The following is a 20,731-nucleotide window of genomic DNA, read 5'->3' on the forward strand; positions in this document are numbered from 1 at the left end:
AACCAGATGGCGGCTCCGCTCCTGTCCACTGGTCGCCGTCTGCGGCATAAGGGTCGCCTATCCCGCAATCGGCGACCAGTGGACAGGAGCGGAGCCGCCATCTGGTTCGGTGGTCGCCCTCTGCGGCTTAGGGGGCCGGACACCCGCAATCTGCGACCACCGGGCGGAGGGGGTGCTCTTTGTGCGGTTCGCTGGTCGCGCTTTGCGGTTTCGGAGCGGTGTAACCCGCAATCCGCGACCAGTGAGCGGAAGGGGGATCCGGGGTCAGCGGCGGATGAGGTTCACGGGGGGCTCGCCCGCGAGCATGCGGTCGATCTGGGTGCGCACGAGCGCGGCGATGCGAGGCGCCATCGCGGTCGACGCGCCGCCGACGTGCGGGGTGAACAGCACGCCGGGCGTCGTCCACAGGGGGTGGCCCTCGGGCAGGGGCTCGGGATCCATGACGTCCAGCGCGGCGCGGATCCGGCCGTTCTCGGCGACGAGGGCGTCGGTGTCGACCAGCGTGCCGCGGCCGACGTTCACCAGCAGGGCGCCGTCCGCCATGCGCGCGAGCATGGCGGCGTCGAACAGCCGGTGCGTCGCCGGCCCGCCCGGCAGCGACAGGATCACGATCTCCGCCTCGGGGAGCACCGCGGGAAGGTCGGCCAGCGCGTGCACCGCGATCTCGCCCAGCCCGTCGATCATCTCGGTGCGCGCGGTCTGGGCGACCGCCGTGACGCTGACCTCGAAACCCGCCAGCCGCCGGGCGACGGCCTTGCCGACGCCGCCGATCCCGACCAGCAGCACGCGTCGGTCGGCCAGGCTCGACGTGAACGCCCGATCCCAGACACCGGCGTCCTGCGCGCGCACGAACCGCGGCAGCTCGCGCTGCGCGGCGAGGGTCAGCGCGAGCGCGAGCTCGGCGGTCGCCGGCTCGTGCACGCTCGCGGCGTTCGCGAACAGGACCCCGGCCGGGATCCGGTCGATCACGGCCTCGTACCCGATCATCTGCCCCTGCACGAGACCGACGTCGAGGTCATCGAGCGCGGTGAGGTGCTGCCGGCCCAGATACGACGGCACGACGATGTCGATGCGCGAAGCCGGGGGCGGCGTCGCCATGTCCCACACGCGCACCTCCACTCCGTCGGGCAGGGGGCCCCGGGCGATGACGTCGGCGGCGAGTTCGGCGGTGGGGACGGTGACGAGGAAGCTCACCCCTCGAGCGTATGCCCGTGCGCGCGGTGCCCGGCGGGCCACCCGCCCGCCGGTGGACGTCCGCGGTGCGCCCGCGGGGAGAAGGCGGCTGGGGCCTCAAGGGCGGCGGCCAGGCCATCTCGTACTGCGCCTCGAAGGGCGCCGTCGTGAACATGACCCGCGCGCTCGCGATCGACCACGGCCCGCAGGGCATCCGCGTCAACTCGGTGAACCCGGGCGACGTCGACACCGGCATGCTGCGCGACGAGGCGCGCCAGCTCGGCCAGGACCAGGCGGGCTTCCTCGCCGAGGCCGCCGAGCGACCGCTCAACCGCATGGGTCAGCCCTCCGAGATCGCCGCGGCCGTGGTGTGGCTCGCGAGCGACGAGTCGTCGTACGTGACCGGATCCGCCCTCGTCGTCGACGGCGGCGGCATCGCCTGAGCCGCCCGGACCGCGGCGGGCCGGTGCGCGTTTTCCCTCCCCGAGTCGTCTTTCCCTCCCCGTGGACACGCAGCTGCGGGGAGGTAAAGCCAGTCAGGGGAGGGAAACGACAATCGTCCCGGGTACCGCCGCGAGCGGATTACCGGACGGCCCGGGCTCTCGTCCCGCCGGCTCGCGTAAAATCGTGACAATGACCGACGCCCCCTCCGACACCCCGTCGACGCAGAGCGACCGCAGCGGCACGACAGGCGGCGACGTCGTCGGATCCGGGATCGACCCGCACGATCTCGCCACCACCCTGCGGGTGCTCGCCGAGCTGCACGAGCTCGACCAGGAGCACCCCGACTTCATCGCGGTGCGCCGCGCGACGTCCGCGATGTTCAAGGCCGCCAAGCGGGTGCGCCGTCGCGAGATCCGCGACGCGATCGCGGAGGCCGACAAGGCCGTGATCGCGGCGACCGCCACCGGCGCGCCGGACCGTATCGACGACGAGACGCGCGGGCTCGACCTCGCCAGCAGCGTGGTCGACGCCCCCGTCGCCGGGGAGCTGCTGAAGCCGCGCAACTGCTACATCTGCAAGCAGCCGTACACGACGGTCGACGCGTTCTACCATCAGCTCTGCCCGGACTGCGCCCGGTTCAGCCACGGCAAGCGCAACGCCCGCACCGACCTCACCGGCAAGCGCGCGCTGCTCACCGGCGGCCGCGCGAAGATCGGCATGCACATCGCGCTGCGCCTGCTGCGCGACGGTGCGCACACCACGATCACCACGCGCTTCCCGCGCGATGCCGTGCGCCGATTCGCGGCGCTGCCCGACTCCGCCGACTGGCTGCACCGCCTGCGCGTGGTCGGCATCGACCTGCGCGACCCCGCCCAGGTGATCGCCCTCGCCGACTCGGTCGCCGCGCAGGGCCCGCTGGACATCCTCATCAACAACGCCGCGCAGACCGTGCGCCGCTCGCCGGGTGCGTACTCGCTGCTCGTCGACGCCGAGCTGCAGCCGCTGCCGGACGGCCCGCTGCCCGAGATGGAGACCTTCGGGCACACCGCGGATCCGCATCCCGAGGCGCTGCAGGCCTCGGTCGACGCGCACCCGCTGCTGTCGATCGCCTCGCTCGGAGGCACGATCGCCGAGCAGGGCGGCCAGGCGCTCACCGCTGAGGAGCTCGCTCGGCTCGCGATGGCCCCCGGCTCCTCGTCCCTCGCGAAGCACGCCGACGGCACCGCCATCGACGCGGGCGGTCTCGTCCCCGACGTCAACCGGGTCAACAGCTGGGTGCAGAGCGTGGACCAGGTGGATCCGCTCGAGATGCTCGAGGTGCAGCTCTGCAATACGACCGCGCCGTTCCTGCTGATCAGCCGGCTGCGCCCCGCGATGGCGGCGTCGCCCGCGCGGCGCAAGCACATCGTGAACGTCTCGGCCATGGAGGGCCAGTTCTCGCGTCGGTACAAGGGCCCGGGGCATCCGCACACGAACATGGCGAAGGCAGCGCTGAACATGCTCACCCGCACGAGCGCAGGCGAGATGCTCGAGACCGACGGGATCCTGATGACCGCGGTCGACACCGGGTGGATCACCGACGAGCGCCCGCACTACACCAAGGTGCGCCTGGCCGAGGAGGGCTTCCACGCCCCGCTCGACCTGGTCGACGGCGCCGCGCGCGTGTACGACCCGATCGTGCGCGGCGAGGCGGGGGAGGACATCCACGGCGTGTTCCTGAAGGACTACGAGCCCAGCCCCTGGTGACGCATGGTCAGCGCTCCCCATCGCGGGAGGCCTGCGGCCGTCCGTAGGGTGACAGGGTGACGTCTCCCGCCTCGAAGCCGAAGAGTCCCTACAAGGGCACCGGGTACTGGGTCTCGCAGCTGCTCATCTCGGGGTTCTTCCTGCTGGCGGGGACGGCGGGCGGCCTGTTCATCCTGTTCGCGCCGGACTGCTGGCTGAACACCCGCACGTGCGCCCCGGAGGGACGCGGCGAGGGCGTCATGCTGCTCCTGGTCGGCATCGTCTTCGGCATCATGTTCTTCGCGATGCTGCGCGCCTGGCGGCGCATGTCGAAGGAGCAGCGCGCGGTGTACGCCTGGGCCATCATGCAGCAGCACGCCACGCGCACCGACGGGCACCCGGTGAACCCGCGCGCGGTGGTCGACGACCTGGCGATCATGGGAGTCGCCGCGCGGGCGAAGCGCGGCGACCTGTCCGTCGCCGAGATCCGCCGGCTGCAGGAGCTGCGCCCCGACGTGCCATACCCCGGCTCGCTGCCCCTGCCTCCGACCCGTCGCGAGGACTGATCCGGCGAACCCGGGCGGCTCACCGCGACGGCGCGGGCCGTGCGCGCGGCTCAGCGGCGCACGGCGTAGCGATGCAGCGTGACGCCCTCGTCGTAGGAGGCCTGCTCGAGGAGGTCGACGATCACCGGTGGGCGGCTCTCTCCGGGCCTCGGATCGTCGAACAGCGGCCGACCGGATCCGAGGATTGCCGGATGCGTGAACAGCACCAGCTCGTCGAGCAGGCCGGCGTCGAGCAGCGCCGTCGCGATCGTCGCTCCGCCGACCCCGATGTCCCCGTCGGTCGACTCCCGCACCTCCGCGAGCCGGGCGACCGCGTCCTCGCCGATCACGCGCGTGTTGTAGGGCGCCTCGGTGCGGGTGCGCGAGATGAGGATCTTCGGCTTGTCGGTCCAGATCGCGCCGTACTCGCGCATGTACGCGGGGAGGGATGTGTCGTCCCGCGCCGCGGGCCAGAAGTCCTCCATGATCTCGAACACGCGTCGCCCCTGCACCATGAGGGCCAGCTCGCCGGCCCTCCGGTTGAACTCGCGATGCAGCGGCTCGCCGATCCGCATCCAGTCGCCGCCGCCGTCCTCGCCCGGCACGGCCTCGATCCGCAGATCCAGCGACACGTTCATCCAGTACACGAACCGGCCCATGGGATCCTCCGCTCCTCGGCGTCGTCGATTCGACGCTAGACCGCGGTGCCACGGGGTGCAACGGATCCCGGCGACGCGATGACGTGGCGCGGTGAGGGGGCGCGGTTGCAGGCGCGCGCGGGTGCGCTGCGCGTGCGGGCGGGTGGGGCGCGTCTGCAGGAGCGCGCGACGCCTGCAGGACGAAATCGCGGATCCGAACCTGCAGGCGTCGCCGGATCGGATCCGTCGTGGGGACGGCGGGACCGGTGTTATGCGGCGACGCGTGCGACCGCGGCGATCGCGCTCGTGAAGAACGGCAGTCCGTCGACGCCGCTGCGCATGGCGGCGGCCGTGTCGGGGCCGAAGCCCGGCTCGGTCGCGTGCTCGGGGTGCGGCATGAGTCCGACGACGTTGCCTGCGGGGTTCGTGAGGCCGGCGATGTCGCGGAGGGATCCGTTGGGGTTCACCCCGGCGTAGCGGAAGGCGACGAGACCCTCTCCCTCGATGCGGTCGAGCGTCTCGTCGGCGGCGATGTAGCCGCCCTCCGCGTTCTTCAGCGGGATGATGATCTCCTGGCCGCGCGTGAACTCGTTCGTCCAGGCCGTGTCGGCGTTCTCGACCGTGAGCTTCTGGTCGCGGCGCACGAAGTGCTGGTGGTCGTTGCGGATCAGGCCGCCGGGCAGCAGGTGCGCCTCGACCAGCATCTGGAAGCCGTTGCAGATCCCGAGGATCGGCATGCCCTTGGCCGCCGCGTCCTTGATCTCGGTCATGATCGGCGAGAGCGCCGCGATCGCCCCCGAGCGCAGGTAGTCGCCGTAGCTGAAGCCGCCCGGCAGGATGACCGCGTCGACGCCCTCGAGGTCGTGCGAGCCGTGCCAGAGGGCGACGGGCTCCGCGCCGGCGATGCGCACGGCGCGCTGCGCGTCGCGGTCGTCGAGCGAGCCGGGGAACGTGACGACCCCGATGCGGACGGTCACTCCGCGACCTCGACGCCGACGACGTCCTCGATCACGGAGTTGGAGAGCACCTCTTCGGCGACGCGGCGCGCCTCGGCGAGCACGGCGTCGGTGACCTCGCCGTCGACGGTGAGCTCGAAGCGCTTGCCGATGCGGACGTCGCTGAATGCGGTCACGCCCGTCCGGGCGAACGCGCCGGAGACGGCCTTGCCCTGCGGGTCGAGCAGTTCGGACTTGGGCATGACGTCGACGACGATGGTGGGCATACCAGGAATCCTCAAGTGGTCGCGCGGGCGGGGCGCGTCCAGTCTACCCGTCGCCCTCCCCCGCTCGGTCGCGACCTCGTCGAGCGCCCGATCTCTGTTTCAGAGCGCTCACCTGGCCGGATCCGGGGTCCGGAAGCAGCCAGGTGAGCGCTTCGAAACGGGAGAGGGGAGGGGTCAGCTGTGGAAGACGGTGTGCACGTCGCCGACGACGTCGCGCCCGCCCAGCCCGTCGATCTCGAAGAGCACCGAGATCCCGGCGACCGTGTAGCCGAGCTCCTCCACGATCCGCCGGCCCGCGGCGAGGGTGCCGCCGGTGGCGAGCACGTCGTCGATGAGCAGGATCCGCGCGCCGGCGGGGAGGTCGTCGTGCATCTCGATCGTCGCCGTGCCGTACTCGAGCGCGTAGTCGACCGACGCCGCCGGCAGCGGCAGCTTGCCGGCCTTGCGGATCGGCACGAACCCGGTTCCGGCCTCGATCGCCGCGGCTCCGGCGAGGATGAACCCGCGGGCCTCGATCCCGGCGACCACGTCGAAGGCCCCGCGGAACGGCGCCACCAGGGCCTCGGTCGTCGCCTGCAGCGCCTCGCGGTCGGCGAGCAGCGGCGTGATGTCGCGGAACAGGATCCCCGGCTCCGGATAGTCCGGGACGGAGCGGATGAGCGATTCGGCGCGGGCCAGGGCGGGCGAGAAGGTCACCGGACCAGGGTACGCGCGTGTGCCGGTGTGCCCGTGTGCGTGCCGGAGTGGGGCGCCGGGGCGAGGTGAGTCGTGGCGCGCGACCACGACGCAGGAGATCCCGCCCCTATGCGATTCGGTCGGGCTTCGCCGGCGTCTCTCCTGCGTGGTGTCTCCGGAGAGGGGGTGGCTCCCGGAGGGCAGGCTGTTGACAGTCGTGGGAGCGCTCCCATAGCCTGGCCGGGATGCGCGGGCGCCTGGTCCGATCAGCCCCGCGCACGACCGACGAGCGGCCCGAGGCCAGAGCCGCACACCCGCCAGAGCCGCACACCCGAACGAGCCGCCCGCCCAGGGCCCCCACACCGAGAGCCGCACACACCGAAGGAGCATGCGCCCGCATGAGCACCGTGGATCCGTCCGTCCGCCGCTTCCCCGACGGGTTCCTGTTCGGAGCCGCCACCGCCGCCTATCAGATCGAGGGCGCCGCGTTCGAAGACGGCCGCACCGCCTCGATCTGGGATGCGTTCGCGCGCGTGCCGGGAGCCGTGCAGAACGGCGACACCGGCGACGTGGCGTGCGACCATTACCACCGCTACGCCGACGACGTGCGGCTCATGACCGACCTCGGGCTGCAGGCGTATCGCTTCTCGACGTCGTGGGCGCGCGTGCGGCCCGACGGCGGCGCGGTCAACCCCGCCGGGATCGCGTTCTACGACCGCCTCGTCGACGAGCTGCTCGCGAACGGGATCGTGCCGTGGCTCACGCTGTACCACTGGGACCTGCCGCAGGCGCTGGAGGAGAAGGGGGGCTGGACCTCGCGCGACACCGCGGACCGCTTCGTCGAGTACGCGCTCAGCGTGCACGACGTCCTCGGCGACCGCGTGCAGCACTGGACCACCCTCAACGAGCCGTGGTGCTCGTCGTTCCTCTCGTACACCGCGGGCGTGCACGCCCCCGGCCGGCTCAGCATCGAGGACGGCATGCTCGCCGCCCACCACCTGCTGCTCGCCCACGGCCGCACGATCCGGGAGCTGCGCGCGCGGGATCCGAAGCTCGACCTCGGGATCACCCTCAACCTCACCGTCGCCGATCCCGCCGACGCGCGCGACCCCGCCGACGTCGACGCCGCCCGTCGCATCGACGGACAGTTCAACCGCTGGTTCCTGGATCCGGTCCTGCGCGGCGCCTACCCGGCCGACGTCGTGTCCGACATCAGGGACGTCGATCCGGAGGCCGTGCGCCGCTGGGCGGCGGCGATCCAGGAGGGCGATCTCGACACGATCGCCGCACCCCTGGACTGCCTGGGCGTCAACTACTACCACGGCGAGCTGCTGTCCGGCTCGCCCCAGCCCGGCAGCGAGGGCACCCCGCACGACGGCGGTGGTGACGGCGCGAACGCCCGGCCCACGCGGTCCCCGTTCCCCGCAGCCGACGATGTGCACTGGGTCGAGCGTGGCCTGCCCCGCACCGGCATGGACTGGGAGGTGCAGCCCGAGGGGCTCACCCGCCTGCTGCGGCGTCTCGGCACCGAGTACGCACCGGGCCTGCCCCTCTACGTGACCGAGAACGGATCCGCCTACGACGACGTGCTGGAGGACGGACGGGTCCACGACCCCGAGCGGGAGATGTTCCTGCGCGAGCACGTCGCCGCGACGTACGACGCGATCGAGGAGGGCGTGGACGTGCGGGGCTACTTCGCGTGGTCGCTGCTGGACAACTACGAGTGGTCCTGGGGGTACGACAAGCGGTTCGGGATCGTGCGGGTCGACTACGACACCCAGGAGCGGATCGTGAAGGACTCGGGGCTCGAGTACGCCCGGATCATCGCGGCACGGGCGGTCTGAGCGATGGCGGCGCGCGCGGGGAGCGGATCCGGCGAGGCGCCTGCGCCGGATCCGATCCGGTCCGGGCGGGCGACCATCGAGGAGGTCGCGGCGGCGGCCGGGGTCTCCCGTTCGACCGTGTCCCGAGTGGTGAACGGTGCCACCGCCGTGAGCCCCGAGGCGCTCACGGCGGTGCAGGACGCGATCGCCCGGCTGGGCTACGTGCCGAACCGGGCGGCCCGCTCGCTCGCGCTGCGGCAGACGCACGCGATCGCCCTCGTCGTGCCGGAGGACACCCGGCGCTTCTTCGGCGATCCGTACTTCGGCGCGGTCGTGGCGGGCATCAGCGACAGGATCGCCCGCTCGGACTACATCCTGAACCTGCTCATCGCCAGTGACGACCCGGGCGGCCGGATGACCGGCTTCGTGCGCAACGGCGGCGTCGACGGCGCGATCATCCTGTCGCACCACACGAGCGACGCGTTCGTCGACCGTATCGTCGAGGCCGTACCCGTGGTCTTCGGAGGACGCCGCTCCGGCGGGGGCGGGGAGGACTGGTTCGTGGACGTGGACAACGTCGCCGGCGCCCGGCAGGCCGTCGGACATCTGCGGGACACGGGCCGGCGACGCATCGCGACGGTGACCGGCCCGCTGTCGATGGCAGGTGCCGTGGACCGTCTCGCCGGCTTCCGGGACGCGCTGGCCGAGGCGGGGCTCACGCCGTTCGCCGAGATCACGGGGGACTACTCCGAGGCCGGCGGCGTACGGGCCGCGCAGGAGCTGCTCGCCCGCGCCGCCGGGCCGGGCGGCGAACTGCCCGACGCCGTCTTCGCGGCGAGCGATCTGATGGCCCGGGGCGTGCTGCGCACACTGCGGAGCGCGGGGGTGCGCGTTCCCGAGGACGTCGCGATCGTGGGGTTCGACGACTCCGCGGTGGCCCTGTCGACCGACCCGCCGCTGACCACGGTCCGTCAGCCGATGCACGCGCAGGGCGAGGCCCTCGCCGGGGTGCTCATCGACCGCCTCACCGGATCCGCGCCGCCCCGGCGCACGATCCTCGGCACCGAGCTCGTGGTGCGCGGCTCGGCCTGAGGCGCCGAGGCGCGCCCCGCCTCCGGGCCGGGGGACCGGGAGGCGGGGCGTCGGCCGCCGAAGTCCCCAGCACTCCGGCGTCCCACGATCACCCTCCGAAGGATCGCAGGAGGTTCCCCCCGAACAGCGCGAACGCGGTGATCCCGGCCGAGAGGATCACCGCCGCCGCGGTGGCGGCGACGGCGAGCAGGGACACGCCCTGCCCGCCCAGGCGCTGTCCGCCCAGACCGATCGTGACGCCCTCCGCGTGCGCGATCTGTCGGGCGGTCTCGTCGCGGTAGGCGGCCGTCCGCGCCGCGAGGCGGCGGTGCAGCTCCTCCGCGAGCTCGATGATCCCGCGCATGACGTCCGGCTCGTCGAAGCGGGTGCGCGCGGGAAGGTACAGGTAGGCGCGGTCCTCGACGAGCTCGAGCTCGCCGCCCGAGCCGAGATCGAGGACGCGGGCCATGAGATCCGGCGTGAAGAGGTAGAGCGCGTCGCGCTGATACCCCTCGGGCACGAGCAGCTGGAATGTCGTCGCGAAATGGCCTTCGAGATCCATGCGCGCGCCGCGCAGCCCGAGCGTCGGCACGATGCTGCGGCGCCGGTTGCGCAGCACGATGTGCGGGACCTTGGCGGCCAGCGGGAGCTCGACGAAGGCGAAGGGGCGCTGCAGGGTCGCCCCCTCGTCGCGGCTGCCGACCGAGTGCGCCGTGCCGAGCTCGAACGGGATCCGCGGATCGTCGGACGCCACGACGCCACGCTCGACTGAGCGCCGCATCCGGGCGAACGCCCCGCCGGGCCGGCGGGTGCCCTGCAGCAGGTCGGCGTAGGCCCAGCCGTTCGTCCAGGCGAAGAGCGCGAGCTTGGTGCGGCGGGACAGCGCCACGGCGTACCAGAGGAAGCCGGCGGCGCCGAGCAGCCCGTAGCCCACCCCGAACGCGGCGATCAGCGGCACCCGCGCGAGAACGCCGATCCGTCCCAGCCACCAGAGCCCGACGACGATCGCCGCGGTGAGCAGGAGCACGCCCGCGAGCACCACGAGGAAGCGCCGATGCAGGGGGATCCCGGCCGCGCGCTCATAACCGAGCAGGGTGCGGATGCCCGGTGCGGAGCGCAGCGGCGAGAGGTCGACGCGGATCGGATCCGCAGGGGGCACGGGTGCGCTCGGTGTCGCCCCGGTCACCCGATCCGCCAGGGCAGGCTCGCCCAGGGGCCGTTGCGCTTGGCGGTCGCGGCGGCCTTGAAGTCGCTCCACCCGTCGCCGAAGCGGTCGAAGGTCTTCTCGCCGATCGTGCCGTCGCTCCAGTGCATGACGCGACCGACGATGTAGCTGAGGCCGAAGTCGGCCCAGGAGGTGAACCCGGGACGTCCCTCCTCGTTGATCCGGCGGATGAGGGCGCGCGCCTCCGGCACCTCGGCGTAGCCGAGCGCGACGCCCCACGTCGCGAGGGCGACGGCCTGCCCGAGCGCGTAGGCGTCGAGGGTGCGCACGTACACGTCGGGCGTCACGATGTCCTTGCCGACGAGCTTGCGCACCTGCGCCTCGACGCCCTCGATCGCGGCGACGAATCCCCGGGCGTCGCGCTTGTCGCCGCCGGCCTCGACGATCGCGGCGATCCACTCCTTCGACCGGGGGACGCGGCCGAGGCGCTGAGCGAGCTCGGACCGGATCGACAGACAGGAGACCCACAGGTCGCGGCGACGACGGCCGTTGACGAGGCGCTCGATCCCGGCGAGCCACTGCTCGCGGTCCGGCACGCCCCACATCTCGACGAGCTGCTTCTTCTCGTTCGCCGTCAGCGCGGGGGCGGTGGGGTCGTTCCAGGGGCCGGACGGCTGGTTCACGATCTGCAGGAAGCCGAGGGCGATCTCGTTCGCCTCGCGGTCATCCGTCGAGTACTGCTCGGAGGGCTTGACCTTCGCGGCGGGCATGAGCCAGACCACGAGGATGAGGAGCACCACGACCCCGACGATCACCCACACCCACCACTGGGCGGCGAGCCAGCCGAGGATGCTGCCGAGGTCGTTCAGGTCCACGCGGGCGCTGCCGTGCATGGGTGTTCCTCCGTGGGGGATTCTCGTAGGTTGAATACGTATTCAGTCATTAATGTAGCGAAAGGATCCGTCACCCGGCAACGGACCCGGAAGGCGCCGCACATGGCACGCTCCCCGGAGCAGAACCGCCTGGCCAGGGAGCGCTCGCATGAGGCCCTGCTGCAGGCCGCGATCGACGTGTTCGCCGAACGCGGCATCGAGGGCGCCACGATCGCCGACATCACGGGTCGCGCCGGCGTCGCGCAGGGCATGGTCAATTACTACTTCGGAGGCAAGGAGCAGCTCGTCGAGGCCGTGATCGACCGCTGGTTCGCGATGCTCCTCGGGATCGCGCGCGGCGAGGGGATGGATGCGCCCGCGGCCTCTCCCGCACCCGCGGAGGACGCGCCCGCCGAAGTGCGGCTGGCGGCCATCATCGACACCGCGCTCGGCATGACCGCGGTCGCGCTGCCGCTGCAGCGCGTGGTCGTCGCCCTGCAGCAGCAGCCGGCGACCCGGGCCCTGTTCGCGGCCGCCGAGCAGCGCCACATCGCCGGCGTGGCCGCCGCGGAGGACGCGGTCCGCGGGATCTTCCGGGAGCGCGGTGCCGACGACCCCGCCATGGAGGAGATCATGCTGCGCAGCGTGCTCGACGGCATCGTCGGGCAGTGCATCATCTACGGCGAGTCCTACCCGCTCGAGGCGGCGCGCCGGTGGGTGCACCGCAGCTACGGGCTGCCCGAGCCCGTCGCCCCGCTCCCGGGGACGACGACACCCGTGCCGGACTCGGGATCCGAGCCGCGGGCACGGGCTTCGCGCTGATCAGGCCGGGTCGCCGCCCATCGGGCCGACCGCCTCGAGGGGCCGCGGGTCGTCCGCGCCGCTCTTGCGCAACCGCGCGATCGCGTTGCCGCCGTGGTAGATGACGATCGCGGCGACGGTGGCGATCACGATGCCGCCGAGCATGAAGCCCGAGTCCTTGATCGAGATCGAGAAGCCGCCGACGGCGATGATGAGCGCGACGGCCGCCGTGTACTGGTTCACCGGACGGGAGAAGTCGACGCGGTTGTCGACCCAGATCTTGATGCCGATCACGCCGATGAGACCGTAGAGCCCGGTGGTGATGCCGCCGAGCACGCCCGCGGGCACCGAGTTGATGATCGCGCCGAACTTGGGCGAGAGGCTGAGCAGGATGGCCGCGATGCCGGCGACCCAGTACGCCGCGGTCGAGTAGACGCGGGTGGACGCCATCACTCCGATGTTCTCGCCGTAGGTCGTCGTCCCGGATCCGCCGAAGAAGCCGGCGAGCGTGGTGGAGACGCCGTCGGCGATGAGAGCCTTGCCGGTCTGCGCGTTGATCTGCGGATCCTCGACCATCGTGGCGACGCCGCGCACGTGGCCGACGTTCTCGGCGATCAGCACGAGCACGACGGGGAGGAACATCGCGATGCCGCTCCACACCGTGGGGGTGCCGAAGTCCGGGAGGTGGAAGGTCGGCAGGCCCACCCAGGCCGCCTTGTCGACCGCGGAGAAGTCGAGCTCGCCGCGGAACGCCGCGAAGACGTAGCCGGCGATCACGCCGAGGAAGATCGAGATCCGCCCGAGGAATCCGCGGAACAGCACCGCGAACACGATCGTGATCGCCAGCGTGAAGGTCGCCGTGACCGGGGCCTTGGCGAAGTTGCCGTAGGCGGCGCCGGCGAGGTTGAAACCGATGAGCGCGACGATCGTGCCGGCCAGCACGGGCGGCAGGAAGCGGTCGACCCACTTGACGCCGGCGACGTGCACGACGACGCCGATGAGGGCGAGCAGCACGCCGACCGAGACGATGCCGGCCAGCGCGGCGCCGATCCCCTTGTCGGCGCCCGTCGCGTGCGCCGCCGTCGCGGCGGTGACCGGGGCGATGAACGCGAACGAGGATCCGAGGTAGCTGGGCAGCTTGTTGCGCGTGATCAGCAGGAACAGGATCGTGCCCACGCCGCTGAACAGCAGTGTGGTGGGCACGGGGAATCCGGTGAGGATCGGCACCAGGAACGTGGCGCCGAACATCGCCACGACGTGCTGCACGCCGATCGCGATCGTGGCGGGCCAGTTCAGGCGCTCGTCGGGGCGGACGACGGCACCGGGCTCGACGGTGCGTCCGTCGCCGTGCAGGGACCACAGGGCCATGCGGGCTCCTCGGGATCGGGGGAAGGGGCTGCCCAAACCCTATCCTGGGCGTTCCCTGGGCGCGGGAGCGCGGCGCCCCGCCCCCGTGTTCCGTCTGTTTGCGTCAAACCGTGGGATCTGGGCCTCCGGGCCCCCGGTTCGACGCAAATAGACGGAAGAGGGGATCCGGTCAGGCCGTGAGGCGGTGCAGCAGCTCCGCGTAGCGCTCGGCCGTCCGGGCCACGACGTCGGCGGGCAGCGCGGGCGGGGTGCCCTGCTTGTCCCAGTGCGCGGCGAGCCAGTCGCGCACGATCTGCTTGTCGAAGCTCGCCATGCGCTCGGCGGGCGTGGATCCGGTGCGCCAGGCCTCGGCGTCCCAGTACCGGGACGAGTCGCTCGTGAGCACCTCGTCGGCGAGGCGCAGCACGCCGTCCTCGCCTGCACTGAGCCCCGTCGAAGGTTCGACGCCGAACTCGAACTTCGTGTCCGCGAGGATCAGGCCGCGCTCCGCGGCGAGGGCCGCAGCCCGGCGGTACACCGCGAGCGAGACGTCGCGCAGCTGCGCGGCGCGCTCGGCGCCGACGAGCTCCTCGGTGCGGGCGAACGTGATGTTCTCGTCGTGCTCGCCCATCGGCGCCTTGTAGGCAGGGGTGAACAGCGGCTCGGGCAGGCGGTCGCCGTTCTGCAGGCCGGCGGGCAGCGGGATGCCGCACACGGTGCCTTCGGCCTGGTACTCCGCCCATCCGGATCCGGTGAGGTAGCCGCGCACGACGCACTCGATCGGCAGCATCTCGAGCTTCCTCGCGAGCATCGCGCGGTCGGCGACCTCGGCGGGGATCTCGCCGGCGACGAGGTGGTTCGGGATCGGGTCGGATCCTTCCGCGAGGCGGTCGAACCACCAGCGGCTGAGCGCGGTGAGCAGCGCGCCCTTCTGCGGGATCCCGGGCTCGAGCGCGAAGTCGAAGGCGCTCACCCGGTCGCTCGCGACGACGAGCAGCCGCTCGTCGGACGGATCCTCCGGCGAGTACAGGTCGCGGACCTTGCCGGAGTAGAGGTGACGCCAGCCGGGGAGATCGAGGGGTGTGCTCACGCGTCCATTATCGCGGTGCCCGGAGCGGCCGATGTCCGAGGCCGCGCGTAGGGTGCACGGGTGAGCGCCGCCGACCCCTCCGAGATCACCACCGACCGACTCCTGCTGAGCAGGCCTGTGCCCGGCGACCTCGCCGCGGTGTTCCGGATCCACGCCGATCCGCGGGTGTGGACGCACTTCCCGAGCCTTCGGCCCTCGGATCCCGAGGAGATCGAGACGATGATGGCGCGCTGGCGGCGCAGCTGGGAGCGCGCCGGGCTCGGCACCTGGACGGTGCGGCTGCGCGAGACCGGCGAGATGATCGGCAACGGCGGCTGCACGCTGCTCGCGCCCGACCCCGACGATCCCGCGGCGCACGTGTGGAACCTCGGCTACCGGCTCTCGGCCGACCACCACGGCCACGGCTACGCGACCGAGCTCGCCCGCGCGGCGCGGACCGCGGCGGCCGGGATCGCCCCCGAGCGCCCGGTGATCGCCTACCTGGTCGAGCACAACCGCGCCTCCGCGGCGGTCGCGGAGAAGGCGGGGCTGACCCTCGTGCACCGCGCTCCCGACGCGGGCAATCCCGATCCCGCCGTGATGCGGCTGGTCTACGCCGACCGCGCGCTGACCGACGCCCAGCTCGCCACGGCCCTGCGGTGAGCGGCGGATCCGGGCTGGTGCCGGCGGGCGTTCCGGCGTATAGTCCAACACGGATAGTCCACATGGACTAGTTGGAATGGAGTGAACGTGAAGGATCCGGCGCTCACCCCCCTGGGGGTGATGGTGCTCGCACTGCTGCGCGAGGGCGACATGCATCCGTACGAGATGGCACGGCTGCTGCGCGCGCGCCGCGACGACCGGATCATCCCGATCTCCCACGGCACGCTGTACCACACGGTCTCCCGTCTGCACGGGCAGGGCCTGCTCGAGGAGGTGGGCGTCGACCGCGACGGCAACCGCCCCGAGCGCACCACCTACGCCGTCACACCCGCGGGCACCGAGGCCGTCCGCGAGTGGGTGCGGCGCGAGCTCGGCGGCAGCCGGCGGCAGACGCCGTTCCGGGTGGCGCTCGCCGAGGCGCACAACCTCGAGCGGGACGAGGTCGTCGACCTGCTCACGCAGCGGCTCGCACTGCTGAGGGACGAGCTCGAGACGCTGAGCACCTCGCTGGACGGCGCCGCGACCCGTGCCGTGCCCGAGCAGTACCTGATCGAGGTCATCCGGCACCGGCTGCTGCTGCAGGCGGAGGTCGACTGGCTCGACACCCTGATCCCCCGGATCGCCTCCTCCGACCTCGCGTGGGGGCCGGATCCGGACCACCTTCTTGCCAAGCGAAAGGCACATCACCATGGCTGAATCCGTCAGCACGTCGACCGGGGCGTACGCCGCCGGTCACAAGCCGAAGAGCCCGTGGCCCGCCCTCTGGGCCCTGGTCATCGGCTTCTTCATGATCCTCGTCGACACCACGATCGTCTCGGTCGCCAACCCCGCCATCAAGGCGGCTCTGGATCCGGCGACGAGCAACCTCGACAACGTCGTGTGGGTCACGAGCGCGTACCTGCTCGCCTATGCGGTGCCGCTGCTGATCACCGGGCGTCTCGGCGACCGGTTCGGCCCGAAGAACATCTACCTCATCGGTCTCACGATCTTCACGCTCGCCTCGCTGGGCTGCGGCCTGTCCGGCACGCTCACCGCGCTCATCGCGTTCCGCGCGGTGCAGGGCCTGGGGGCGGCGCTCATGACGCCGCAGACCATGGCCGTGATCACGCGCACCTTCCCGGCCGAGCGCCGGGGTGCGGCGATGGGCCTCTGGGGTGCGACCGCCGGCGTGGCGACCCTCGTCGGCCCGCTGGCGGGCGGCCTGCTCGTGGACGGCCTGGGCTGGGAGTGGATCTTCTTCATCAACCTGCCCGTCGGCGTGATCGGCTTCGTGCTGGCCTGGTTCCTGGTCCCGCGCCTGCAGACGCACGAGCACCGGTTCGACGTGGTGGGCGTGTTCCTCAGCGCCATCGGCCTGTTCCTCATCGTGTTCGCACTGCAGGAGGGCGAGCACTACGACTGGGCCGGCTGGATCTGGACCATGATCGCCGCGGGCGTCGTCGTGATGGCCGTGTTCCTGTGGCAGCAGGCCAAGACGCGCAGCGAGCCGCTCGTGCCGCTGGAACTGTTCCGCGACCGCAACTTCTCGGTCGCGAACCTCGGCATCGCGGCCGTGGGCTTCACCGTCACGTCGATGTCGCTGCCGATGATGTTCTTCTACCAGCTCGCCCGCGGCCTCACCCCGACGGAGGCGGCGCTGCTGCTCATCCCGATGGCGGTGCTCTCGGGTGTGCTCGCCCCGCTCGCCGGCCGGATCCTCGACCGCGTCGATCCGCGACTGCTGCTCGTGCCCGGCCTCGGCCTGACCGTGCTCGCACTCGTCTGGTACGCGCTGCTGATGAACCCCGACACCCCGATCGGCATGTTCCTACTGCCGTCGGCGCTCATGGGCATCGGCCAGGCCGGGATGTGGGGGCCGCTGGCCACCACCGCGACGCGCAACCTCGCGCCGCGTCAGGCCGGCGCCGGCGCGGGCATCTACAACACCACCCGCACGATCGGCTCCGTGCTGGGATCCGCCGCGATCGCCGCATTCATGCAGAACCGTCTCGTCGAGAACCTGCCCGGGGCGGCCGACCACGGCGGCGACTTCGGCGCGGGCAAGCTGCCCGAGTTCGTGGTGATGGGCTTCGCCGCGGCGATGTCGCAGACAATGGTGCTGCCGACGCTGGTGCTGGCCGCCGGCGTGATCGCGATCCTGTTCATGAAGCGCCCGGAGCACCTCCGCGCGCGCTGAGCCTCCGGGTCGGGACTCTCCACCCCTGGCGTTTCCCTCCTCCGACCGTCATTCCCTCCCCCACGGACGCCCGGAGGGGGGAGGGAATGACGGTATGCGGGGGGAAACGCGCGCTCGCGCCGCGGTGGCGTCGCGCGCCGCGGCCGCTACTCCGCCGCGGCGGCGGCTACTCCGCGACGCGGGCGGCGATGTCGGTGCGGTGGTGGGCGCCGTCGAGGCGGATCCGTCCGAGCGCCTCGTACGCGCGGGCGCGCGCGTCCGCGAAGCCGGATCCGGTCGCGACCACGTTCAGCACGCGGCCGCCGGTCGCGATGAGGTTGCCGCCGGGCGCGTCGGGGCCTGCCGTCGCCGCGTGCACGATCCCGACCCCTTCGACGGCGGCGGCCTCGGCCAGGCCCTCGATCGGCCTTCCGGTCTGCGGCGCCTCGGGGTAGCCCTCGCTCGCGAGCACCACGGTGATCGCGACCTCGTCCGAGAACTCCGGCTGCGGCTGGTCCTCAAGGGTGCCGGTGGCGGCGGCGAGCAGCAGCTGCGACAGCGGCGTGCGCAGCCGGGGCAGCACCACCTGGGTCTCCGGGTCGCCGAAGCGGGCGTTGAACTCGATCACGCGCACGCCGGCGGGGGTGAGGATGAGGCCCGCGTAGAGCAGGCCGATGAACGGCGTGCCCTCGGAGTCGAGCTGCTTCACGACGGGGAGCGCGACGGTGCGGGTGACCTCCTCGACGAACGCCGCCTCACTGCCGAACTGCTCGGCGAGCCAGGGCAGCGGTGAGTACGCGCCCATGCCGCCGGTGTTCGGGCCCTCGTCGCCGTCGAAGGCGCGCTTGAAGTCCTGGGCGGGGCTCAGCGCGCGCACGGTGTCGCCGTCGCTGAGGAAGAACAGGGAGACCTCGGGGCCGGTGAGGAACTCCTCGATCAGCACCGGGCCGTGCGGCAGGTAGTGCTGGGCGTGCGCGAGGGCGGCCTCGCGATCGTCGGTGACGATCACGCCCTTGCCCGCGGCGAGGCCGTCGGCCTTGACCACGTACGGGGCGCCGAGGTCGTCGAACGCGGCCTCGACCTCGGCGGCGGTCGCGGCGCGGACGGCACGGCCGGTCGGCACCGAGGCGGCCTCCATGATCCGCTTGGCGAAGGCCTTGGAGCCCTCGAGCTGTGCGGCCGCGCGCCCGGGCCCGAACACCGGGATGCCATGCTCACGGACCACGTCGGCGACGCCGGCGACCAGCGGCGCCTCGGGTCCGATCACGACGAGATCCACGCCGTGCTCGTCCGCGAAGGCACGCACGGCGGAGCCGTCCATCGGGTCGACCTCGACCAGGGTCGCGTCCTGCGCGATGCCGGCGTTGCCCGGCGCGCAGAGGATCTCGTGCGCGGACCCTTCGGCGCGCAGAGCGAGGATGATCGCGTGCTCACGAGCACCGGAACCGAGGACGAGGATCTTCACCCGCCCAGCCTACCGAGCGGGACTTCGGCGGCGCGGCGCGTTTCGCGGGGCCGTCTCCCTCGACGCGCGGCCATTCTGCAGGGCGCCGTGGTGTTGTGCAGGGTGAGAGGAGCGACCAGCCCGGTCTTCCGGGCGGATCTCCGCGGATTCGGCGGGGTCACCCTGCAGAACGGCCGGCCCTCCCTGCACAACGGCCCGGACGCTCCCGTGACCTCTGCCGCGCTGGTCAGACCTCGAGGCGGATCGGGCGCTCGTCGGCGCGGTCCCAGGGCAGCGTCCACCCGGCGGCGTCGAAAAGCCCGTCCAGGACCATCGCGGTGAAGCCCCAGACGATCGTGCCGTCGACGTCGAACGCCGGACCGCGGAACGTCTGCCCCATCCGGGTCAGCGTCGAGGTGAACCGGGTCGCCGGGTCGAGCAGCGTCGCCACGGGCACCCGGAACACCTGCACGGTCTCGGCGTGGTCCACCGCGACGACGCGGGAAGGCTCGCGCCACCACCCCAGCACCGGCGTCACGAGGTGGTTGCTGGCGGCGAGGGGGATCTCCGGCAAGGTCGCCAGGATCTCGACGCCGGACGGATCCAGTCCGGTCTCCTCCTGCGCCTCGCGCAGTGCGGTGGCGGCCGCATCCGCATCCTCCGGCTCGCTGCGCCCGCCGGGGAACGACACCTGCCCCGGATGCGAGGAGAGGGTCGCGGCGCGGCGCTGCAGGAGGACGTCGAGGTCCGCCGGCACGGTGATCGCGTCGGCGTCGGAGGGCTCGTCGTCGAGCCGGCCGAAGAGGATGAGCACCGATGCCGGGTTCGGCTCGTCGACCGCGGGAAGGCGGTCGAGCCCGATCGTGCCCCGTGCCGCCGCCGCGAGCAGATCGGCGCGCGCACCCGCGGCGGCGCCGGCGGCGGAGGTCTCGGTCGAGGAAGTCATCACGCCGAGCCTATGCCCGCGTGCCTAGGCTGGATCCATGGCCAGCAGGATCGACACGACCGCGGGGCGCGCCGCGCTCGACGCCGCCCGTGCCGCGCTCGCGGCCGGGGAGAGACCCGCGCGCGCCGACTACGCCACGGCGGTGCGCTATCTGCTGCAGCTGCTCGACGAGAAGGCGCCCGGCAACAGCGTCGAGGTGCGGGTTCCGCCGTTCGGGGCGGTGCAGGTGGTGCAGGGCCCCCGTCACACCCGGGGCACACCGCCGAACGTCGTCGAGCTGGATCCCGCCACGTGGATCGCGGTCGCGACCGGATCCGAGACGTGGGCGGCGGCGGTCGACGCGGGCCGGATCCACGCGTCCGGGACGCGCGCCGACCTCACCGAGCTGCTGCCGCTGCGCCCCTGATCCGGCGACGCAGCGCGCGGTGCGCGCCTGCCGAGATCCGGTGACCTGACCGAGATCAGGCGATCCTCCCCGAATCCTCCTGTTCTCGGTCACCTCGCCTGTTCCCGGGTATCGATCCTGAGAGACCGTGGGAGGCCGGGGGACCCCGGGGCGGCGCACAGACCGGCGTGGGACAATGGATCCATGAGCACGTCGCAGCCGCACCGCACGCCCGAGATCGAGATCGCGCGTGTCCGTCGTGCGCCGCGCTGGGGCGTCTTCCTCGGGATCGGCGTGGGCGTGGGCGTGGTCGTCGCGTTCCTGCTGACGGCGTTCGGCAGCTTCGAGGCGTCCAAGGCCACCCAGGTGGCCTATCCGTTCGGCCAGGTCTTCGGCTTCCTGCTGCTGTGGACGGTGCCGGCCGGGATCGCCGTGTTCGGCGTGATCGCCCTGCTGCTCGAGCGCGCCGCGCGCCGCAGCGAGCGCGTCGTGCGCGTCGACCACGAGACGATCGCCGAGTAGTCCGCGTCCGCGGGCGCTCTGAGGCGCGGGACGCGCAGGCCGTAGG

General features: G+C 72.4%; 22 protein-coding genes. 11 read left to right on the forward strand and 11 right to left on the reverse strand.

Annotated elements, in window-relative coordinates:
* Window positions 1-264 precede the first annotated feature (264 nt).
* The gene (locus tag RL72_RS02715; RefSeq protein WP_045249276.1) at window positions 265-1,194 is read right to left on the reverse strand and encodes a 2-hydroxyacid dehydrogenase; all 930 of its coding nucleotides are present in this window, start codon (window positions 1,192-1,194) and stop codon (window positions 265-267) included.
* A gap of 17 nt (window positions 1,195-1,211) precedes the next feature.
* On the opposite strand from RL72_RS02715, the gene RL72_RS02720 reads away from it, so the two are divergent.
* The 3 genes from RL72_RS02720 to RL72_RS02730 all read left to right on the forward strand — a co-directional run bounded on the left by RL72_RS02720 (window position 1,212) and on the right by RL72_RS02730 (window position 3,908).
* Window positions 1,212-1,616: an SDR family NAD(P)-dependent oxidoreductase gene (locus tag RL72_RS02720; RefSeq protein ID WP_248700350.1), complete on the forward strand. Its 405-nt coding sequence runs from the start codon at window positions 1,212-1,214 to the stop codon at window positions 1,614-1,616.
* Between the two features lie 190 nt (window positions 1,617-1,806).
* The gene (locus RL72_RS02725) at window positions 1,807-3,363 is read left to right on the forward strand and encodes an SDR family oxidoreductase (RefSeq protein ID WP_248700351.1); all 1,557 of its coding nucleotides are present in this window, start codon (window positions 1,807-1,809) and stop codon (window positions 3,361-3,363) included.
* A gap of 56 nt (window positions 3,364-3,419) precedes the next feature.
* Window positions 3,420-3,908 (forward strand): hypothetical protein, encoded by a 489-nt coding sequence (locus RL72_RS02730; RefSeq protein WP_045249277.1) that lies wholly within the window; start codon window positions 3,420-3,422, stop codon window positions 3,906-3,908.
* Window positions 3,909-3,958: 50 nt separating this feature from the next.
* Here the strand turns inward: RL72_RS02730 and RL72_RS02735 are convergent, their stop codons facing one another.
* The 4 genes from RL72_RS02735 to RL72_RS02750 all read right to left on the reverse strand — a co-directional run bounded on the left by RL72_RS02735 (window position 3,959) and on the right by RL72_RS02750 (window position 6,443).
* Window positions 3,959-4,546: a dihydrofolate reductase family protein gene (locus RL72_RS02735; RefSeq protein WP_045249278.1), complete on the reverse strand. Its 588-nt coding sequence runs from the start codon at window positions 4,544-4,546 to the stop codon at window positions 3,959-3,961.
* Between the two features lie 248 nt (window positions 4,547-4,794).
* A complete protein-coding gene (gene purQ, locus RL72_RS02740; RefSeq protein ID WP_045249279.1) occupies window positions 4,795-5,502 on the reverse strand; it encodes a phosphoribosylformylglycinamidine synthase subunit PurQ in 708 nt (235 codons plus the stop codon).
* A complete protein-coding gene (gene purS, locus RL72_RS02745) occupies window positions 5,499-5,747 on the reverse strand; it encodes a phosphoribosylformylglycinamidine synthase subunit PurS (protein WP_045249280.1) in 249 nt (82 codons plus the stop codon). The genes purQ and purS overlap by 4 nt, the downstream gene beginning before the upstream one ends.
* Window positions 5,748-5,921: 174 nt before the next feature.
* On the reverse strand, window positions 5,922-6,443 hold the full coding sequence (locus RL72_RS02750; RefSeq protein WP_045249281.1) for an adenine phosphoribosyltransferase: 522 nt from the start codon (window positions 6,441-6,443) through the stop codon (window positions 5,922-5,924).
* 377 nt (window positions 6,444-6,820) lie between these two features.
* Here RL72_RS02750 and RL72_RS02755 point away from each other — a divergent pair, with 377 nt between their 5' ends.
* The gene (locus RL72_RS02755; protein WP_045249282.1) at window positions 6,821-8,266 is read left to right on the forward strand and encodes a glycoside hydrolase family 1 protein; all 1,446 of its coding nucleotides are present in this window, start codon (window positions 6,821-6,823) and stop codon (window positions 8,264-8,266) included.
* A 3-nt stretch (window positions 8,267-8,269) separates the two neighbouring features.
* Complete coding sequence (locus tag RL72_RS02760) at window positions 8,270-9,337, forward strand: LacI family DNA-binding transcriptional regulator (RefSeq protein ID WP_045249283.1); 1,068 nt, start codon at window positions 8,270-8,272, stop codon at window positions 9,335-9,337.
* An 88-nt stretch (window positions 9,338-9,425) separates the two neighbouring features.
* On the opposite strand, the gene RL72_RS19025 is transcribed toward RL72_RS02760, so the two are convergent.
* Window positions 9,426-10,502, reverse strand: a complete 1,077-nt coding sequence (locus RL72_RS19025; protein WP_052674143.1) for a hypothetical protein — start codon at window positions 10,500-10,502, stop codon at window positions 9,426-9,428.
* Window positions 10,499-11,374, reverse strand: coding sequence for a DUF1266 domain-containing protein (locus RL72_RS02770; protein WP_045249284.1), 876 nt, complete (start codon window positions 11,372-11,374; stop codon window positions 10,499-10,501). Before RL72_RS02770 ends, RL72_RS19025 begins: the two co-directional genes overlap by 4 nt.
* Window positions 11,375-11,476: 102 nt before the next feature.
* Between RL72_RS02770 and RL72_RS02775 the strand changes: the two genes are divergently transcribed.
* Window positions 11,477-12,175, forward strand: a complete 699-nt coding sequence (locus RL72_RS02775) for a TetR/AcrR family transcriptional regulator (RefSeq protein WP_045249285.1) — start codon at window positions 11,477-11,479, stop codon at window positions 12,173-12,175.
* Here RL72_RS02775 and RL72_RS02780 read toward each other — a convergent pair whose 3' ends face one another.
* On the reverse strand, window positions 12,176-13,522 hold the full coding sequence (locus RL72_RS02780) for a uracil-xanthine permease family protein (RefSeq protein WP_045249286.1): 1,347 nt from the start codon (window positions 13,520-13,522) through the stop codon (window positions 12,176-12,178).
* Window positions 13,523-13,691: 169 nt separating this feature from the next.
* Window positions 13,692-14,591 carry a phosphoribosylaminoimidazolesuccinocarboxamide synthase gene (locus RL72_RS02785; RefSeq protein ID WP_045249287.1) on the reverse strand — a complete coding sequence of 300 codons (900 nt, stop codon included), beginning with the start codon at window positions 14,589-14,591 and terminating at the stop codon, window positions 13,692-13,694.
* Window positions 14,592-14,651: 60 nt separating this feature from the next.
* On the opposite strand from RL72_RS02785, the gene RL72_RS02790 reads away from it, so the two are divergent.
* The 3 genes from RL72_RS02790 to RL72_RS02800 all read left to right on the forward strand — a co-directional run bounded on the left by RL72_RS02790 (window position 14,652) and on the right by RL72_RS02800 (window position 17,409).
* Entirely contained in the window at window positions 14,652-15,233 is a 582-nt protein-coding gene (locus RL72_RS02790; protein ID WP_045249288.1) for a GNAT family N-acetyltransferase, read from the forward strand.
* Between the two features lie 87 nt (window positions 15,234-15,320).
* Window positions 15,321-15,929: a PadR family transcriptional regulator gene (locus RL72_RS02795; RefSeq protein WP_245762924.1), complete on the forward strand. Its 609-nt coding sequence runs from the start codon at window positions 15,321-15,323 to the stop codon at window positions 15,927-15,929.
* Window positions 15,922-17,409: a DHA2 family efflux MFS transporter permease subunit gene (locus RL72_RS02800; RefSeq protein ID WP_045249289.1), complete on the forward strand. Its 1,488-nt coding sequence runs from the start codon at window positions 15,922-15,924 to the stop codon at window positions 17,407-17,409. Before RL72_RS02795 ends, RL72_RS02800 begins: the two co-directional genes overlap by 8 nt.
* 166 nt (window positions 17,410-17,575) lie before the next feature.
* Here RL72_RS02800 and purD read toward each other — a convergent pair whose 3' ends face one another.
* Both purD and RL72_RS02810 read right to left on the reverse strand, forming a co-directional pair.
* On the reverse strand, window positions 17,576-18,853 hold the full coding sequence (gene purD, locus RL72_RS02805; protein WP_045249290.1) for a phosphoribosylamine--glycine ligase: 1,278 nt from the start codon (window positions 18,851-18,853) through the stop codon (window positions 17,576-17,578).
* A 226-nt stretch (window positions 18,854-19,079) separates the two neighbouring features.
* Entirely contained in the window at window positions 19,080-19,778 is a 699-nt protein-coding gene (locus RL72_RS02810) for an NUDIX hydrolase (RefSeq protein WP_045249291.1), read from the reverse strand.
* Window positions 19,779-19,815: 37 nt separating this feature from the next.
* On the opposite strand from RL72_RS02810, the gene RL72_RS02815 reads away from it, so the two are divergent.
* Window positions 19,816-20,184, forward strand: a complete 369-nt coding sequence (locus tag RL72_RS02815) for a sterol carrier family protein (RefSeq protein WP_045249292.1) — start codon at window positions 19,816-19,818, stop codon at window positions 20,182-20,184.
* Between the two features lie 183 nt (window positions 20,185-20,367).
* Window positions 20,368-20,685 carry a hypothetical protein gene (locus RL72_RS02820; protein ID WP_045249293.1) on the forward strand — a complete coding sequence of 106 codons (318 nt, stop codon included), beginning with the start codon at window positions 20,368-20,370 and terminating at the stop codon, window positions 20,683-20,685.
* The last annotated feature ends 46 nt before the right edge of the window (window positions 20,686-20,731 follow it).

Origin of the sequence: Microbacterium azadirachtae, from assembly GCF_000956545.1 — a bacterium.
In the GTDB taxonomy this organism is placed as follows: domain Bacteria; phylum Actinomycetota; class Actinomycetes; order Actinomycetales; family Microbacteriaceae; genus Microbacterium; species Microbacterium azadirachtae.